The 17557-nt window shown below is 56.4% G+C and carries 12 protein-coding genes; 3 read left to right on the plus strand and 9 right to left on the minus strand.

What is annotated here, in order from left to right; all coding sequences use genetic code 11:
• Positions 1-131: 131 nt before the first annotated feature.
• The 6 genes from ADJ95_RS03035 to ADJ95_RS03060 form a co-directional block, all read right to left on the minus strand.
• The gene (locus ADJ95_RS03035) at positions 132-899 is read right to left on the minus strand and encodes a type 1 glutamine amidotransferase (RefSeq protein ID WP_049332453.1); all 768 of its coding nucleotides are present in this window, start codon (positions 897-899) and stop codon (positions 132-134) included.
• Positions 899-2182: a Mur ligase family protein gene (locus tag ADJ95_RS03040; protein ID WP_049332455.1), complete on the minus strand. Its 1284-nt coding sequence runs from the start codon at positions 2180-2182 to the stop codon at positions 899-901. The genes ADJ95_RS03035 and ADJ95_RS03040 overlap by 1 nt, the downstream gene beginning before the upstream one ends.
• 99 nt (positions 2183-2281) lie before the next feature.
• Positions 2282-3415 carry a hypothetical protein gene (locus ADJ95_RS03045; protein WP_049332457.1) on the minus strand — a complete coding sequence of 378 codons (1134 nt, stop codon included), beginning with the start codon at positions 3413-3415 and terminating at the stop codon, positions 2282-2284.
• Positions 3416-3545: 130 nt separating this feature from the next.
• Positions 3546-4118, minus strand: a complete 573-nt coding sequence (locus ADJ95_RS03050; RefSeq protein ID WP_049332458.1) for an HIT family protein — start codon at positions 4116-4118, stop codon at positions 3546-3548.
• Between the two features lie 147 nt (positions 4119-4265).
• Positions 4266-4835 (minus strand): hypothetical protein, encoded by a 570-nt coding sequence (locus ADJ95_RS03055; protein WP_049332459.1) that lies wholly within the window; start codon positions 4833-4835, stop codon positions 4266-4268.
• A 394-nt stretch (positions 4836-5229) separates the two neighbouring features.
• Positions 5230-6657: a potassium channel family protein gene (locus tag ADJ95_RS03060; RefSeq protein WP_239662759.1), complete on the minus strand. Its 1428-nt coding sequence runs from the start codon at positions 6655-6657 to the stop codon at positions 5230-5232.
• A gap of 248 nt (positions 6658-6905) precedes the next feature.
• On the opposite strand from ADJ95_RS03060, the gene ADJ95_RS03065 reads away from it, so the two are divergent.
• Entirely contained in the window at positions 6906-7817 is a 912-nt protein-coding gene (locus ADJ95_RS03065) for a hypothetical protein (protein ID WP_049332461.1), read from the plus strand.
• Positions 7818-8351: 534 nt separating this feature from the next.
• On the plus strand, positions 8352-11258 hold the full coding sequence (locus tag ADJ95_RS03070) for an FAD-binding and (Fe-S)-binding domain-containing protein (RefSeq protein WP_049332463.1): 2907 nt from the start codon (positions 8352-8354) through the stop codon (positions 11256-11258).
• A 99-nt stretch (positions 11259-11357) separates the two neighbouring features.
• On the opposite strand, the gene ADJ95_RS09475 is transcribed toward ADJ95_RS03070, so the two are convergent.
• Together ADJ95_RS09475 and ADJ95_RS03080 are read right to left on the minus strand one after the other, a co-directional pair.
• Complete coding sequence (locus ADJ95_RS09475; protein ID WP_239662760.1) at positions 11358-11837, minus strand: hypothetical protein; 480 nt, start codon at positions 11835-11837, stop codon at positions 11358-11360.
• Entirely contained in the window at positions 11819-12244 is a 426-nt protein-coding gene (locus tag ADJ95_RS03080; protein WP_049332465.1) for a hypothetical protein, read from the minus strand. The genes ADJ95_RS09475 and ADJ95_RS03080 overlap by 19 nt, the downstream gene beginning before the upstream one ends.
• Before the next feature lie 310 nt (positions 12245-12554).
• Between ADJ95_RS03080 and ADJ95_RS03085 the strand changes: the two genes are divergently transcribed.
• Complete coding sequence (locus ADJ95_RS03085) at positions 12555-13595, plus strand: GIY-YIG nuclease family protein (RefSeq protein WP_049332467.1); 1041 nt, start codon at positions 12555-12557, stop codon at positions 13593-13595.
• A gap of 1214 nt (positions 13596-14809) precedes the next feature.
• Here the strand turns inward: ADJ95_RS03085 and ADJ95_RS03090 are convergent.
• Complete coding sequence (locus ADJ95_RS03090) at positions 14810-17383, minus strand: RNA-directed DNA polymerase (RefSeq protein ID WP_152691695.1); 2574 nt, start codon at positions 17381-17383, stop codon at positions 14810-14812.
• Between the last annotated feature and the right edge of the window lie 174 nt (positions 17384-17557).

The raw sequence follows: 17557 nt of genomic DNA on the forward strand, positions 1-17557 counted from the left end.
CAAAACCTCTGCGCGGGCACGGCGAAACGCCCCGCGCACTGTACTATAACTCAATCAACTATACCGTAGCGGAGGCGCACACCACCTCTTAGAGTGCACGCCAGCGCCCGGAATAGCACGTCAGTGAACCGCTAGCGGGGGCGAGACGCGGCCGAGGCGCGCGCCTTCTCCACCAGCGAGTCGTCAATCGCGTTCGGAGTGAACTCGCCGAAGCGACGAATTGCGGCCTGCTCAATCAGGTAGTCCGCAATCTTCGGGTTCTTCGGCAGCAGCGAGCCGTGCAGGTAGGTGCCGATGACGTTATGCACGCGCGCACCCTCGTAAGAGTCCGTCACGTTGTTGCCCTCGCCCTTGGTCACGGTAGCCAGCGGGGTGCATCCGGAACCCAGGTAGGTCAGGCCCGAGTGGTTCTCAAAACCGATGACGGTGCCGAACTCCTCGGACTCCTCCACGATGTTGCCAATCAGGCGTTCGTCGCCGCCGACCGTGTGCGCATCGAAGATGTTGATGCCCTTGAGCACCTCGCCCTCACGGGTGCGGAACTCCTTGCCGAACAGCTGGTACAGGCCGCAGATGACGAGCATGGGCACGCCGTCCTCGGCCAGCGAGCGCAGGGTGCCGCCGATGGCGTGCAGGTCGTCCTGAATCACGGACTGGCCCGAGTCCTGGCCGCCGCCGCCGAGGATGATGTCAACATCTTCCGGGAAGGGCTGGCCGGGGTTGTGGTCCAGAATCTGCACGTCGAAGCCGTGTGCCTGCGCACGGCGGGCCAGCGCCAGGGTGTTGCCCCAGTCGCCGTAGATGTTCATATCCAGCGGGTAGAGCTGCACGATGCGCAGCGTCTTGCCGTTGTTCGGGCCGGGCGCCGGGGTGCCCTCAAAAGTGTGGGTTGCCGTCATTATGAGACCTTCTCAACGTCGGTAATCTTTGCCAGCTCTTCACGCAGGGCCAGCATGGCGGTGTAGGTGCAGAAGATGCGCATGGGGGCATCCCCGCTGGAGGCGATGAACTGCTTGAGCGCATCGGCCAGGTTCTCGTCGACCTCGCCGACCTTCACGCCGTCGTGCTCCAGGCGCAGCGCCATGTCCCAGGCGCGCACGCCCGAGACCATCTGCACGCCAGTGCCGCGCAGGCCGTCGAAGTCAACATCCCACAGCCAAGACACGTCACGACCGTCAGCGTACTGGTCGTTAATCGTAATCATGGTGGCGTAGTCGTCAGCGTTTGCGCTCGCCAGGGAAAGGCGGAAGCCGCTGGGGTTCTTCACGAGCAGCAGCTGCAGCGGGCGGCCGTTCACGTTCAAGGTCTCACCGCGACCGAAGGCGGGAGTAATCTTCGCCAACTCTGCGATGAGTTTATCTTCATTGAGCTTCTCGCCCATGACGGCGCGAGTCAGGGCCATCGCGCCGGCGGCGTTGAAGATGTTGTAAATGCCGTACAGGTTAATCTCACCGACTCGCTCCGCACCCGCCACATCGAAGGTTGCGGAGGTGCCGGAGAACGCGGTGAGGGTGACGTCTGCCTCGGGCAGGGTTGCCTTCGCGACGGTGCCGCCGCGCATCTCGTCGTCCGAGGGGAAGTACGAGCGCAAGGACTCATCCAGACCGTAGTAGTTGACCTTCACGCCCGGCTGCACGTTCTCGGCGAGGGAGCGGATGCGCGGGTCCTCGCGGTTGAGCACCACGGTGTTGGTGGTTGCGGCGGCCACGGTCGCGAGCATGCGGCGGGTCGTGTCAATCTCGCCAAAGCGGTCCAGCTGGTCGCGCAGAACGTTCAGCAGCAGCGCGTAGTCGGGCTTGACGGCCTTGACGAAGTGCACGGCGTGCGCCTCGTCGAGTTCCAGCACGGCGATGTCGGCCTCAAGCTTGCCGGTGAGGGTCATCTCGCCCAGCAGGGCGGCGGCCACACCGCGCACGAAGTTGGAGCCGGTGCGGTTGGTGAAGACCTTCAGGCCCTGCGCTTCGAGTAGCTGAACGGCCATCTTCGTGGTGGTGGTCTTACCGTTCGTGCCGGAGACGACGACCACGCCGTAGGGCAGCTTCGCGAGCTCTTCGGCTACGAACTGCGGGTGCAATTTTTCCATGACGAGGCCGGGGAACGCGGAGCCGCCACCGCGAAGCTTAGTCGCGTAGCGCACGCCCTGACCCAGAAGGCGAATGAGGGGTTTGGACATGCTTACCATTTTAGTACACGCGCACGGTGCCGCTGAAGGGTGCGGCGGGGGCGTTCGCTCAAGCCAAAACGGACCGCGGTGGGTTTGAACCCTGCCGGGCGGGCGGTTTTAGAAGAGCGAGCCCTGCATCCTCACCCGTGTGAATCCCCGGTCGGGAACCACCAGCAGGTTGCGCCACTCGGCGGTGTTGACGAGGAACGCGGCGTCGGGATCACCCACGTGGGCGCTCACAAACTGGCCCGCCGCACCCGTGCAGAAGAACCCGGCCGTACTGCCGTCCAGCGTCGAGTCGCACGGTGCGAGCGGTTCCGGGTTCCGCGCGCGCAGGGCCGCGTACGGGCGGTTCATCGCCAGGGAGGGAACCCACGGCTCATCCAGGGCGGATAGCTGCAGGTCGGGCTCCCTCGCCAGGAACTCGGTGAGGGCGGCGCGGGCGCGGGCCACCGCATCCTCGTGGGCGGTGCGCAGCTGAGCACCCGGGAGCGGATGCGTCCAGGCGCGGTACTTGCTCGCCACCTGTTTGACCTGGCCGATTCCGTCGAGGGCGGTCACGGCATCCTCGGCGCGGCGTATGGTCAGCCCGTCCGGGGCAAGCGCAATGTAGGTGGCCGTGGCGACGGCCTGCTCGTCGAGGCGTCGCGGGGTTGAGGTCAGGGAGCTCGTGCCGACCTTGTGGGTGCCGTCTGGGAACGTGGCGATGTAGAGGCGGTGCTCCAGCATGGCGTAGGCGCGCATGGAGTCCGTGAGCGTTCCGGGGTAAAGGTGCGCGCTGTGCAGGGCGGTAAATTCGTCGCGGGCGGCGCATCGGGGGCACTGCTGGCCCCGGTCGATGCGAGCGGCCTCGGGGCACGGGTGACGGCGGGTTCCGGGGGCGCAGGGGTCGGTCGAGCCGGTCGTGTAGCCGGAGCAGAAGCGGTACGGCGCGCCGGATGCGTCGAGGGCCACGCGCAGACCCAGGTAGGCCCCGGGGGTTAGCGGCACCCGGAGGCGTCGGCCCGCGGGGCGCACTGGCAGTTCGGCTTCCGCGGGGCCGGCCCCGTTCGGTCCGGGTTGGCCCGGTTCGGCCTCGACGGCCTCTAGCTCGAGTACGGGGCGGCGGTCCACCCAGCGCAACTGCCGCCACACGAGGGCGCGCGGAGCGGTTTCGCCGCCAACGCGGGCGGCAGGTTCGGCGGAGTAAGCTTCGGCACCGTCGAGGGTGTTCTCGAGGAAGGCGTTCTCAAGCAGATTGGGGTAATCCATGACTATCAACTCTAGCGGTTTGAACGGCCCGAGCAGCGCTGCAGAGCAGCAAAGAGCCGGCCTGGCGGGGCGCCGCGAAAGAACGCTCTCAAAGCGCCGCGAGCCCGAGAGATAAGAAGTACGGGCCGACCTAGCTCAGGCGGGCGAAACCCTCCGCGAGCGCCGAACGCATGTCGTCCAGGGTGCGCGACATGGTTTTGGTCTGGGCAATAATCGGCAGGAAATTGGTATCGCCGCTCCACCGCGGCAGAATGTGCTGGTGCAGGTGGTCGGCAATTCCCGCGCCGCCCACCTTGCCCTGGTTAATACCAATGTTGAAGCCGTCGTTGTGCGACACCTCGCGCAGAACCTTCATGGCGAGCTGGGTCAGCTGCGCGATCTCAAGGGTTTCCGCCTCGGTCGCGTCGTCGTAGAAGGGAATGTGACGGTACGGGCACACGAGCAGGTGTCCGGGGTTGTACGGGTAAAGGTTGAGAATCACGAAGGCGTGCTCGCCGCGGTGCACGATTAGAGACTCCTCGTCGCTGCGGCCGGGGGCGGTGCAGAACGGGCAGGTCTTTTCGGTGTAGTCCTTCTGCCCGCCGCTCACGTAGGCGGTGCGGTGCGGGGTCCACAGGCGCTGGAACTGGTCGGGTGCGCCGGGTAGCTCGAAGGAATCCTGCACCGAGGGTGCGGCGGTCTCGGGGGTCGTGTTCTCGCTCATAGTCCCATTCTATAGCGTTTTCACGTTCCTACCAGGGGTGTCCACGGGTCGGCAGTGCGGACCGGCTGAGAGCCCCGCGATAGGAATAGAAAGGGGCGCCGGTCCCGTCCACCAGAACGAAACCGGCGCCCCTCAACACTGCGGGCCCTAGCCCTCGAACTTCGTCAGCTGCACCGTGCGAGTCTCACCGCGGAAGGTGAGGGAGAAGGTCAGCATGCCGTCGCGCACGGCAAATTCCTTTTCGGATTCCGAAGATGCCAGCGGGTTGCTGTCCATCGTTCGGCGGTCGCCGACCGAGGTCCAGCTGTAATCCCCCTGACCGGCCTCGAAGGTTCCGACCCAGACGACCGTGGCCACCTCTTCATAGTTGAGGTGGTAGGTCACGGTGATCTTATTGCCGCGCACCACGGCAGCCACGTAGTTCTCGGTATCACCGAGCTGTAGCCACGTGCTCTCCGTCTGCGATGCGTCATCGCGCGGAACGTAGGTCTCGGAACTGGAGGAGGGAACCTCGGAGATAATCTGAATTTCCGAGGTTGCCGCGCCGGACGGGGTGGCACGAGCGGAGGCGAACGAGGCGTCATCGACGGTGACCGTTCGGGCGGCCAGGGATGCACCATTCGAGGAGCTAGAAGCGCCGGCCGTTGCGGAGGCGCACATACCCAGGGTGAGCGCACCGGTCAGAGCCAGCACGCCCAGAGTGGTTTTAGAAGCCACGGATTGCTCCTATTGATATGAGTGTTTGAGTGAGAGTTGTGAGTGCATGCCGGAACGAAACGAACATAAAACAACACCCCGTAGCACGCGGGCTACAGGGTGTCTTCGTACGCCAGCACGTAGATAGTGTATCCGCAGTGACGACCTGTTGTGTAGACCTACTAGGCATCTTGAGTGATAGTTTCCTCACATTATGACTTTTTGGGGAATAGTTTCGAGCTAACCACCCGGGGTGTCTCGCGGCCACAATGAGGGTTTGATGCGCTGTAAATTAAATGTTGCTTGCCGTTGGATTAAGTGCGTTCAAGGTGCTTCGATACGTTTTGAGGGGAGCACCTGCTCGTACCCTCCCAAACCCCTCGAGACAGGGCCCTCGAAACAGGGCCTCCCGAAGCTACTTGCGGGAACGGAATGAGAACTTCTCACGAATAATCGTGAAGGTCTGGCGGGTTTCCTCCAGCAGAGCTACGGGCTCCTGCTCGGACACATCCTCGCGCACCGCAACCTCGCTACCGGTAGCGCGACCGGTCTCGGCACCAGAGTCAGCGCGGTCAGCGGCAACCCGGCGGCTGAATCCAGCCCACTCTTCACTCGGGCCTTCAGCTCCCGAACCGCCACCCCAACCAGCGGCGGGCACATCCGTCGCCGCGGGTACCGGGTGAATACCGTCCTCGTCCACCACCTCCCGAAGCGTGTAGGCCGGGTTATCGCGACGTGCATACTCACGAGCTAGCAGGGCGCGCAGCTCAGAAATCTCCTGGCGAAGATCGTCCACGTCAGCCTTGGTTGCGGGGTACTCCTGCTCCTCCCTGCCACCAAACTTTTCGATAATCCAGCTGGCGAGCGCACCGGTAGCAACCGCGACCAAGCCCCCGCCGTACAGCATGACGATCACGGCGATGACCCTGCCGATACCGGTGACCGGGTAAACGTCTCCGTAGCCGACCGTGGCGAGGGTCGTGAACATCCACCAGTAGGCGGTGGGCAGGTCACGAATCATCGCGCCCGGCTCGGAGGACTCCACCGAATAGATCGACAGGGCAAACATGATGATGAAGATCGCGGTGTAGCCGAAGAGCTTCATCCCCAGTTCGGAGAGCCTCTTGTATTGGCGGTTGGCGGTCAGGTGAATCATGGCCAGGAAGCTAACGATACGCCACGCCGGCAGCAGCACGATGGCCAGGTTCATCAGGTTGTGCGTGATGAAGTAGAGTCGCCGCGGCGCCAGGTACAGGCGCACGCAGTAGTCGGCGGCGAAGAGGCCCCACAGAATCATCTGAATGATATTGAGGTACCCATCGTACGGCTCCTGAATACGCGTGCTCATGATGGGCGCGGCGAACGCAAGCAGGTACAGCACGGACGCCACGAACATGGGCGTAGAGGTGCGGTCTTCCCACGCGGCCAGGTTCTTCTCGCCGCGGTACGCGCTCAGGCGGCGGAAGAGGCGGGTTCGCGGAGTGTGTGCCGGGGCCTCGGGGTGCGTCTCGGTGCGGGTGACCGTGCGGATGGTGGTCGTCTGCGTTCCGGGTTCGCGCACCTCGCGGGCGGTTTCGGTACGGGTGTCGGTATAGGTTTCGGCGGAGGACTCGGCGGAGCCGATGCCGAGCGCGGACCGGGGCATGACGGGAATACCCTGCGTGTGCGGGTGGTGGCTCGTGCGGGTAATGCGGTGGCTCTCGCGGTGCGTGCCATCGGGTTCGTCGCTGGTGGCGTACTCTTCGACTACCTCTTCATAGTCTTCGTCCCGCGCGGGATCGTACGCGTCGTTGTCCGCGGGGTCCTGTGCCTGATTCTGTGCCGTCCTATCCATAGGAGACATGATACTCTAGGAGACATGATACTCTGCGCCCTTTGGGCCCCGGAGCGCCTCCGAGTGTCCCGAAACATTCCCAAGCGTCCCCGAGTGCATTGGCAGGCCCGCGGGGTTGATTCTGCGGGTACCGACGCGGCGAGGTTTCGTTGCACCGTATGCACAAAACTGGCACAATGTGTGGTGCATGCATCAGCAGAAAATGCGAGCGCGCGTCGCCGATACCTTCCGACTATGAGTCCACACCGGAGTGCCCCATGACCCCTTCACGCTTCCTCTCCCCCGCCTTTCCCGCCACGCCCTCGACTCTTCCCGTGCACGGCCTGCACGGGGGCCGTGCACGGACCCGCGGCATCGCGCTGACCCTGGCTGCGGTCCTCGTCGTGCCCCTGAGCGGGTGCGCCACGCCGAACGCGGATTCTTCCGCCTCAGCTTCGGCCAGCGTGGACGGTTCGCTTGCGGTCAGCCGCGGGGTCGCCCCCGTTAATGAGGAGCGTGAGGGCTACCGCCTGTTCTCGGGTCGAGGCCCCGTCGATGAGGCCGTGTTCGAGGGCCCCTCGGGTGCCGGCTCGTACTCCTATATTGAGTTTGAGCGGCGCGGCGAGCCGACGGCCCCCATGCGCGTTTCCCTACGCGATGAGGGTGGGACCTCAGTGGAGTTCCCGGCGGGTGAGTCGGGTGAAATGGGCGGCGTGTGGGTTCGCAATACCGCGGAGGCTCCTTCCGCGAGCGCGAGTGGTTCCGGGGTGTCGTTGAGCGCGACGCGGGTGACTGCCTCCACCTCGAACCTGGCCGATGACGCGCAGTGGGTGGTGTCGGTGCGCTCGCTGGGCGTTGATTCTTCTGGCGAGCTGACCGCCCCGGAGGGCCTGGCGCTCGTGAGCCAGACGCTGTCTTCGGGCGATATTGTTCAGCAGGGCACGCGAGGTTTTGTTCACGATGCGACGGGCCGAACGAGTTCTGCCGCCGTGGAGAACCGTTCGGACGCACCGATTCGGGTGTACTGCGCGGGGCCCACTCCCCAGGAGCGGAGCGTGCCCTCCGGCGGTCGTGTTTTCCTGGATGATCTGGGGGTGCGCGCGGCGGGTAAGTCGCCGCTGCTGTGCGGTGTGGTGGCCTCGGATGCATCGGCCCGCTGGACCCTCACGACGCTGAGCTCCCGCGCTTAGACGAGGATTTCTTCGACGAGTCCTAAATCTTTCAGTTCCTTGCGGCAGGGGGGCACCGGCGCGGGGCGGAAGGCAGGCAGCTTTCCGCCCCGCGTTTTTTAACGCGCTTTTTAAACCGTCGATAATACCTACCGCTCTCCGTTCCCTACTCCCCCGCTTTGTAGCGCCGCGAACCGAAAGAGAAAATACCTCTCATTCTGAGCTTCGCCCTCTCAGCTCGCACCCAGTTCGCGCCCCGAAAGCGCGATGGCCGCCGCCTGCCGAATTGTTACAGCGCCCGGCGGGTGGAATCTAAAAAATCCGAATCGGTCCATATGCGGCGTAGGCACCTCCCCCGGGTGCACACAAAAACCCACGGAATGCCAATAGCTACAAGGGAAAACCACATCGATGCCCGGCGCATACCCGGCGCCCCATATAGTGACAGATAGTCTCCAAGCTTAGCCAACGCTAAGAAGAAAAGACGCTGCTCAAAGGAAGATACTGGATACAAGGACAGCATTACGCTCTTCACCAGTAAGGAAGCTCAAGATTATGACCGTTGTGTCAAACACGTCCGAAGCACTCAAGTCCCCCTACGCGGACACCCTCAAGCGCCTGCTCTCTGACGCGCGCGCCGAGGCAGTCGAATCCAGCGTCTCCGAACTCGAACGCCTGGCAATCTCCCACGACGCATCCCACTACCTGCTCGTGCCCGCCGGCCTGGTCCGCCCCGACTCCGCCGAAGACGTCGCAAACATCTTCCGCGCTGCAGGCGAACTCGGCCTGCCCCTGACCTTCCGCTCCGGCGGTACCTCCCTCTCCGGCCAGTCCAGCGGTGACGGCCTGATGGTCGACACCCGCCGCCACTTCAAGAAGATCGAGGTCCTTGAAGACGGCAAGAAGGTTCGCGTGCAGCCCGGCGCGACCATCATGATGGTCAACAACTACCTGGCACCCTACGGCTACAAGCTCGGCCCGGACCCGGCATCCTGGTCCGCATGCACCATCGGTGGCGTGGTCGCTAACAACTCCTCCGGTATGTCTTCGGGTACCGCCTACAACACGTACAACACCCTGGACTCCATGGTGTTCGTACTCCCCAGCGGCACCATCATCGACACCGCTGAGCCCGACGCCGACCAGAAGCTACGCTCCCTCGAACCTGAACTTCACGAGGGCCTGCTGCGCCTGCGCAAGCGCGTCACCGAGAACCCCGAATCCATGGCGAAGATTCGCCAGCAGTACTCCATGAAGAACACCATGGGTTACGGCCTGAACTCCCTGGTCGACTTTGAAACCCCCGTGGACATTCTGCAGCACCTGCTGATCGGTTCGGAAGGTACCCTCGGTTTTGTTGCTTCGGCAACCTACCGCACCCGCCCGATTCTGAAGAACATTTCCACCGGCCTGCTGGTGTTCAACAACCTGATTGATGCTGCACGCTCCGTACCCGAGCTGGTTGCCAACAAGCTGGCCACCGTCGAGCTCATGGACGCCACCAGCATCCGCGTGGCTCAGCGTACCGGCCAGGCTGCGGAGGCGCTCGCCGCCATTGACGTGAAGGATCACGCCGCCCTGCTGGTTGAGTTCCAGGGCAACTCCGAGCAGGAGCTGAACGACCTGGCTGCCGCCGCAGCACCCATGTTTAAGAGCCTGCCCGTGGCGTCGCCCGTGTCGATGACCAGCAAGCTGTCTGAGCGTAACGCACTGTGGGCTGCCCGCCGTGGCCTGTACACCACCGTTGCAGGTAACCGCCGTTCCGGCACCAACGCACTGCTCGAAGACGTGGTTGTTCCTGTTGAGGTTCTGGGTAACACCTGTAGCGACCTGACCAAGCTGTTCGAATCGCACGGCTACAAGGATTCCGTGATCTTCGGCCACGCGAAGGACGGTAACATCCACTTCATGCTGAACGAGCAGTTCCGCGACCCGAAGCAGCTGGATCGCTACCGCGAGTTCACCGAAGAAATGGTTCAGCTGATTCTCGGTAACGAAGGCTCGCTGAAGGCTGAGCACGGTACCGGCCGTATCATGGCTCCGTTTGTGAGCCGCCAGTTCGGTGACGAGCTCTTCGACGTGATGCGCCAGATTAAGCGCCTCATTGACCCGAAGGGCTTCATGAACCCGGGCGTTCTGCTGGTTGAGCCGGACACCGACTACGTGACCAACCTAAAGGTCGCCGAAACCGTCGAGGAAGAAGTCGACCGCTGTGTGGAGTGCGGCTACTGTGAGCCGGTCTGCCCCTCCCGCAACCTGACTTTGACCCCCCGTAAGCGTATTGTGCTGCGCCGTGAGATTGCTGCCGCTGAGGCGAACGGCGATCACGAGCTCGCTGAGCGCCTGCGTAAGGAGTACGAGTACTACGGCATTGAGACCTGTGCTGTGGACGGCATGTGCCAGACCCGCTGCCCCGTAAACATCAACACCGGTGACCTGATTCGCCGCCTGCGTTCTGAGAACCAGGACAAGCTGGCCGCTACCGGCTGGAAGATTGCCGCACAGCAGTGGGGCATCATGGATAAGGTCGCTGGTAAGTCCCTGACTGTGGCTAAGAAGCTGCCGTTCCCCGTGGTGCACGGCACCACCAGCATCGCCCGCAAGGTCATGGGTGACGACATGGTTCCTTCCTACAAGAAGGACCTGCCGGTTGGTGGCCCGGCGCGTAAGCCGCACAAGGACGCAACCGCTGAGATTGTGTTCTTCCCCGCCTGCGTGAACTCCATGTTCGGCGGTGTGGACGGCGACGGCAAGCACGACCCGGTCAACGCAACTCAGGCGTTCATCCGCCTGTGTGAGCGTGCGGGCGTGAAGTACCGCATCCCGGACAACATTGGTGAAATGTGCTGCTCCACCCCGTGGAAGTCGAAGGGCTTCACCGACGGCTACTCGATCATGAGTGACCGTGTGCTGAAGTCCCTGTGGGAGGCTACTGACGGTGGCCGCCTGCCGGTCGTGTGTGACGCTTCGTCCTGTACTGAGGGCCTTGAGGTGATGCGCGAGAAGGTTATTAAGGCGCTTGAGCACAAGATCGTGAACGGCCTGAAGCCGGGTGAGCCGGACTACTCGCGTCTGCGCATGTACGACGCGGTGCAGTTCGCCGCGGACAACATGCTGGACAAGCTGACCGTGTCTGCTCCCCTGCCGTCGGTTGCACTGCACCCGACCTGCTCCATGACGCACCTGGGTACTCAGCCTGCGTTTGAGAAGATTGCGAACGCGATGAGTGACGACGTGTACGTGCCGAAGCACTGGGGTTGCTGTGGTTACGCGGGTGACCGCGGTATGCTGCACCCCGAGCTGACTGCGAGCGCTACGGAGGCTGAGGCTTCTGAGCTGAGCGAGCAGAAGGAGTTTGCCGCATACATTTCGGCTAACCGTACCTGTGAGCAGGGTATGACCGAGGCGACCGGCCACAGCTACCAGAACGTGCTGCAGCTGCTGGAACGCACCACCCGCTAATTAGGGTTGAGCGCATAGCGGCATAAAGAAGGGACCCGGCGGGCTATCTGATGGATAGCCTGCCGGGTCCCTTTATGCTTGTTTCCTTCTAGGCTGTCTTTAGGCAGTGACCAGGTGGGTTCCTAGCGCGTTCTGTGCAACTGCCTGCACCGGGCTCAGGTCGCTTTCTAGGACAACTGAGCCGTTCAGAATCATCTGTGCGTACTGCAAGAAGGTGCCGATTGTCAGGTCTTCGTGTGCGGTTTCTGGCTGGGTAACGCCGGATGCGCTCGCAACGGTTGTTACGCCTCGTGAGTCTTGTCCGAGGTTACGCACACGTTCGGCTTGGATGATTTGGGCGTAGAGCGTTCCGTTGATTTCGGTGACGATGATAACGGCTGATTCTCCGGCGACGTTACGGGAGCGGCGGAAGACGTCAGCGACTTTCTCGCCGGGCGCAGCGGGGATGACGTGGCATTCTCCCCCGGCGCGTTGAGCTGCTAGGGCTACGAGTGCGCGGTGTTCTGGATCGCGGCGGGCAGACAGGTTGAAGCGTCCCGCGATGCGAGCTCGTTCTTTCATCACTTCAATGCTTGCCATTCTTCAATCCCTTCAAATGCACCTTCTACGATAAAGGCTGTTGCTTCTTCGTAAGCGGCGTTGCTTTCCATAATACTATTCAGGGGTCGGTTCTCTTCGACTACGGAACGGTCACTGCGGTACTTGTAGCGGTGGTAGTGGAAGTTCCGGTGGGAGGAGCAGCCACGAATCACCTGCCAGTACTTATCCAGTGTCTCTTCGTTGCGGCAGGATAGGGCAATGCTGAAGTTGTATGCCATGTCTCGAGCCGGGTCGGTAGCGGTACAGGTTGTGTGGCGGTCTGTGATGCGGAGGGTGTTCTCATCGTCGAGGTATGAGATAACGGGTGGGTAATCCCAGGTTTCGCTGCAGCTGAGGCACCGACAGTAGAATTTCTCGCCGGATATGAGGCGTTTCTTTTTCGCCATGCTTTTCACTCCTTCACGTGGGTATATGAACCCTACCGTGATTTTGAGGAGCGTGGGCGTTTGTTCGGCAATCTGTGGAAAACTAGCCTCGAAATCGAGAAAAAGACGACCTGTGGAAAACAGTGCAAGCTACCTTTGGGCCATGAATTCATAAGGAGGACCCGGCGGGCTATCTGATGGATAGCCAGCCGGGTCTTTTTGATGACTTGAAGTATCTCGCAGGAATCGATAACCCTGTATTATTGCTAGTCAGGACCCCTATGAGGGTCTCATCTCGATTGTTCACTCACAACGGCAGCGAAGGAGCACCGTGTCTATCACCCCGGCTACTGTTCAGCTACATACGACCCTCTGGAAGGGCGATGTTAACGAGCGCATCACCTATCAGCTGTATAACCGCAACATTACAATTGACAAGCTTCCGCGCACCCTGCTGGATAAGTATAAGGATGAGGATGAGCTGCAGTTCTCGGGTATCTATTTCCTCACGAATTCTTCGACTGATAATCCGCGTATCTATATTGGTCAGGCCGCAAAGCGAGTGAACGGTAATGGGCTCATGGGTCGCATTCGTGAGCACGACCGCCAGAAGGACTTTTGGGATACTGCGTATCTAATTGCACCTACCGATAATTCTTGGGAGGCGACGGAACTGAACTACCTGGAAAGTGCGTTCTGCCGTCAGGCTCAGAAGGCCAATCGCTATGCATTGGAGAACGGCAATATCCCATTCTCGGGAAATATTGCGAAGGTCAAGAAGGCCATTCTCAGCCCCTTAGTCCATGAGGTTCTTCTGATGCTTCGCGCAAGCGGACACTATATGTTTGAACCCGTTACCTCGGAGAATATTACTCCCACCGTTGCTAGTTCGCAGCCGGAAATAACACAGAACACACAGCAGAACCAACCTACCGAGACTTCTGTTGGTACAACCCCATTTTCCGATGACTCTCGCCCGGAATCTCATCCGGCTTTTGCCGAGGCGGTGTTCCGTATCAAGCGAAAGAATCTGGCGGTCCCCGCTCGTGCGCGAATCGTGGGTAACCTTGGGGCACGCGTGAACGTCGAGGTTTTTGAGGGTGAGGTTCTGCCGGTGCGTGCGCCGAAGAAGGCTGAGGCCCGCTATCTGAAGGATTTGGAGTCCTTGGAGGTCACCCGCAGCGAGCAGGCTACCGCCGGTCATCTTGAGGGTTTGAAGATCGTAAAGCCGATTGAGTTTACAAGCCAGTCGGCGGCATCGAAGTTTGTCGTGGGTAGCGCATCGAACGGCAATACTGATTGGGTTTTGGAGAGCGATCCAAGCGTTTCGCTGGGTGCATTCTTGCAAAACCTTGAGGACTCTCAGAGCTAATCCGATCCCCTGCACCCAGAAAGGGCCCGGTGGGTTATCCAATATGGATGGCACGCCGGGTCCGTTTTCGTCTGTTGCAGCACTTATTTTCGACTATTAAATAGTCCAATAATCAATACTGCTATCGAGATGCCGTAGAGAATTCCAAGCACCAGGTCGCTGACATTTGACACTACGTTCAAGATAATTGCCAGAATCAAGAACAGCATCCCAACAGGAACATACTTATTCGACTTCATACACTCGTGCTCCCTCAATAATCAACAGCGATACATCATTTTCAGAACCATCCAGCTACCCATTTTCTGAATGACTATGGACGTTCGCCTTACTACCACGCTAGCACTCTGGGACTAAAAACTAGCCCACGACACAACTTTCTGCACCCAACCGCACTCCCCCGTCCAACCGCCATAAAACGTAAAAAACCACCCCCTCCGCAGCTTGTCGCCGCAAAGGGGGTGGTTTTCTATAAAGCTAGGTAGAAGCCTAAACCCTTATTACTCAGCAGCCTCAGTGCTGGGCTTGGGGTCTTTGTTCACGCGGTTGCGGATATCTCATAACCTGAGAAATTGGTTTTCAATGTCAACATATGAGGTAATGGGAGGATGTGTCCAGATTTCAACGCAACGTGGATACCGGCAGTTTAATTTCTCGCCGGATATGAGGCGTTTCCTTTTCGCCATGGTTGTCGCTCCTTCATGTGGGTAAATGAACCCTACCGTGATTTTGAGGAGCGTGCATGATTATCAGCAATCTGTGGAAAACTAGTCTCGGAAGAAAGAAAAAGACGACCTGTGGAAAACAGCGTCAGCTACCTGAGAATCATAAATTCATGACGTGCAACTGTTGGCCAGGTTATTTGCTAGATAGCTCCTTACAGAACTTTGAGAGTTCTCAGGGCTAATTTGTTCCCCAAGATGCATAAAGGAGGACCCGGCGGGCTATCTGATAGATAGCCCGCCGGGTCCCTTCTTTGCAGTTTAAGAGGTTCCGATACTCTAGATTACAACAAACAGATAGATGGCGACTAGCATTTTATGGTTACTAATTTACCATCTCAATACTTGCCAACATTCCAATTATCTGAAAAATTAACAAACCAAGTAAATAAAAATATTTAAATAACTCCGAACGGAATCAAGTATCCCGTTCAAAAACATGTAATTTGCCACGAAAAATAAATTATTTAATATAAATAGATATTCACAAATCTAATACAATCCATATCTGTAACCAAATGGTTCATCAATCACTTCACCACCTTCAAATATCATCCCCCAACTTCCAGGATTCACAAACCTAATGCCCGCATCCAACATTTCTCTATAGAACATATGAACAATCATGCCAAGCTTCTTGCCATTTTTTCTATTATCAGCCCTTTCCTTAACCTCCTCTTCTGTTAATCTAAATTTAAAATGATTCTCTAGGGATATATTTTTTTCACGCTTAATTACACTTAAAGATTCCCGAAATGATTCATGAATATTTTTATTCCCCGAAGATTCTGTTGCCTCATACCCATTATCGCTATTCAATGAGTACATAAAATACCTATACATCCATAACTCACCGGAAAACTCTTTTCCACAGGAACAAAGTTTCGTATACCACAAACTATCATCTTCGGAATAATCCATATCCTCCTGGGTGCAGATTAAACGATGAGTCATCCATAGAACTTTTGCAGAAATATCTAATAAATCATTAAAATTATTACATTTGCGATAATAAATAATTGTAGCAAGAATCAGGCTAATATCATCCATTCCAGACTCAATAATCAATTTGCAAATTTCTTTAACATCTTCTTCTCCTTGATAAAGGATATCATAGTCAAAGATAATTATTAGTATCAACAGCGAATGTAGCTCTTGACTATTTTTTCGCCGCAATAGATGGTGAATTCTATTTCCCAAACTTCCATTCATTTTAGAAAAATATGAATGAACCCTCGCAACAATCTGCTCTCTCGCATGATGACCCACACCATTAACTTTCATTACATAGAATACATATCTTGAGAAATCTATAAATTCTTGAGTCATTTCTGGGTACATAAGACATAGGTCTAGAATCTTCTCAAAAATACTCAAGTTCGAAATGGGATCAGGATTTAAAATAATATTAAGGACAGACTCATACTTACCTGCAGGAGTGGAGCATACTGCACTCAGCAAGGAGTCAATCTGCCCATTCATAATATTTTCAATAAGGGTGGGAATCATCAGCCCCAGACTACCTTCATTTCCCTTGCATTCCTCCAGGGAGCAGTAGTCAATAAATTTATATACATTCTCCCTAATAGAAAGATTAATATTATTAATATTCTTACTTTCAATATCCAAATTAGAGCAAAGAGGAACTCCATCAAAGTAATTAATGATGGATTCCTTGCCCGAGAGCTCAATAACTGGGAACATAAAATCCTTGGTATGAGCATTATTTAGCCCAAGATTATATTCACCCAATGTATCGCGAACATTTTTTTCGATATCCACTAAATCAGATTCTGTATTATATGAGAATATGATACTATCGAAATCTCTTGCAAACGAAACCACACCTTTATCCAGTAGGGCTTTATCCAATTTACACATATACATTTCAACTATAACTTGGCTTGCTGTGCTTCCCCAGGGAATACCATGAGTTTCTCCATTTTGCGAAGATTGCAATAAAACGTCAAAATCCCTACCCATCTTTAAATTGCCATCGATTTTCTTTCTACCGATACTCTTCTTTGCTTCCACTTTTCCTCCCAATGCCCATTCCAAGCTATGGGTATAAATAGAATCAGGAAAATTTTGCAATTCAATTGCCCGCCTTTTACTGCAACCAAGAAGCAAAGACAGCTTAATCTCGTTTTTAACCTGATTGCTATAGATAGGGCAATCAAAAAATTTTGATATTGAATTACCATTTTCAAGGAAGATATCAATAATCTTATCTTTATTAGCGTCGATATAATAAACCATATTTGCATAAGAAAATAAATTAGGTAGTTTATATTCCTTGCGCCCACTATTAATATCGGGGGCGTTGTAGATTATAGGAGTTGTCCACTCTCTAACGGCTTCTACATTACTCTCGCCATTACTTTCTTTCCAGAAATATTCTTCCTTACGGGCACTAACCCATTCAAAAAACCTATCAAAATTAAATATTCCACCTAATATTTCAGTATCTGCATGAATACTGTTAAATGCAAAATTCACAGCGCTTCCTGTGCTACAACTATAATATGTACACCCATCCGTATTTTCTAAAAACTTCTCCTTGCTAATATATTTATACCCGTCAAATTTATTTAAGAATTTACTAAAGTATCCTCTTCTAATTAGGTTCTCTGCGCTCAAAGTCTCTGAATAATATGCCAGAATCCCTGCATTTACACGACATTTTGGACAGATAATGCTCTCTACCTCATCCAGTAAGACTCGGGGTGTATTGTTGGTTATAAATGAAAGATGATTATAATCATGCTTTTTAAGAAGATAAATTATAGCCTTCTGGGAACAGTTTGAGGGACAATCATCAATTCTCTGCAGCCATCTCTGTGCATAAAGAGTGGACTCCACCCAGCTAATATCAAAAACAAATTCTGATTCAGATTTTTCCAAAACCTCTTCTAAGTTTTCAGCATTTAAATCTAAATTATTTTTATGTTCCTTCAAGATATACCAAATTTTTTTGCTAGTTTTGATATACAAATCACCCGACGGTGCCTCTATGGCAGCTCCATCATTAAGGGATGTATTTTTTAGATTTTTACCCCATGTCATAAATATCTCCTTTCCCAAGATAAGTATCAAATGTTAGGTATATAATATTTGACCCAACACTGACGTATAGTCTATATGTCACATTACATTATTCTAGGTATAGAAACCACCCCCTCCGCAGCTTGTCGCCGCAAAGGGGGTGGTTTTCTATATATGAGTTAGACCAGAAAGCCT

The organism is Rothia mucilaginosa (assembly GCF_001061665.1).
Classification (GTDB): Bacteria; Actinomycetota; Actinomycetes; order Actinomycetales; family Micrococcaceae; genus Rothia; species Rothia mucilaginosa_A.

What these genes read in the sequence shown, in the direction of transcription:
- ADJ95_RS03090 (WP_152691695.1), bottom strand. Translation starts at nt 17,383, where the DNA reads ATGACATGGGGTAAAAATCTAAAAAATACATCCCTTAATGATGGAGCT.
- ADJ95_RS03045 (WP_049332457.1), bottom strand. Translation starts at nt 3,415, where the DNA reads ATGGATTACCCCAATCTGCTTGAGAACGCCTTCCTCGAGAACACCCTC.
- ADJ95_RS03080 (WP_049332465.1), bottom strand. Translation starts at nt 12,244, where the DNA reads ATGGCGAAAAAGAAACGCCTCATATCCGGCGAGAAATTCTACTGTCGG.
- ADJ95_RS03060 (WP_239662759.1), bottom strand. Translation starts at nt 6,657, where the DNA reads ATGTCTCCTATGGATAGGACGGCACAGAATCAGGCACAGGACCCCGCG.
- ADJ95_RS09475 (WP_239662760.1), bottom strand. Translation starts at nt 11,837, where the DNA reads ATGGCAAGCATTGAAGTGATGAAAGAACGAGCTCGCATCGCGGGACGC.
- ADJ95_RS03050 (WP_049332458.1), bottom strand. Translation starts at nt 4,118, where the DNA reads ATGAGCGAGAACACGACCCCCGAGACCGCCGCACCCTCGGTGCAGGAT.
- ADJ95_RS03035 (WP_049332453.1), bottom strand. Translation starts at nt 899, where the DNA reads ATGACGGCAACCCACACTTTTGAGGGCACCCCGGCGCCCGGCCCGAAC.
- ADJ95_RS03065 (WP_049332461.1), top strand. Translation starts at nt 6,906, where the DNA reads ATGACCCCTTCACGCTTCCTCTCCCCCGCCTTTCCCGCCACGCCCTCG.
- ADJ95_RS03040 (WP_049332455.1), bottom strand. Translation starts at nt 2,182, where the DNA reads ATGGTAAGCATGTCCAAACCCCTCATTCGCCTTCTGGGTCAGGGCGTG.
- ADJ95_RS03070 (WP_049332463.1), top strand. Translation starts at nt 8,352, where the DNA reads ATGACCGTTGTGTCAAACACGTCCGAAGCACTCAAGTCCCCCTACGCG.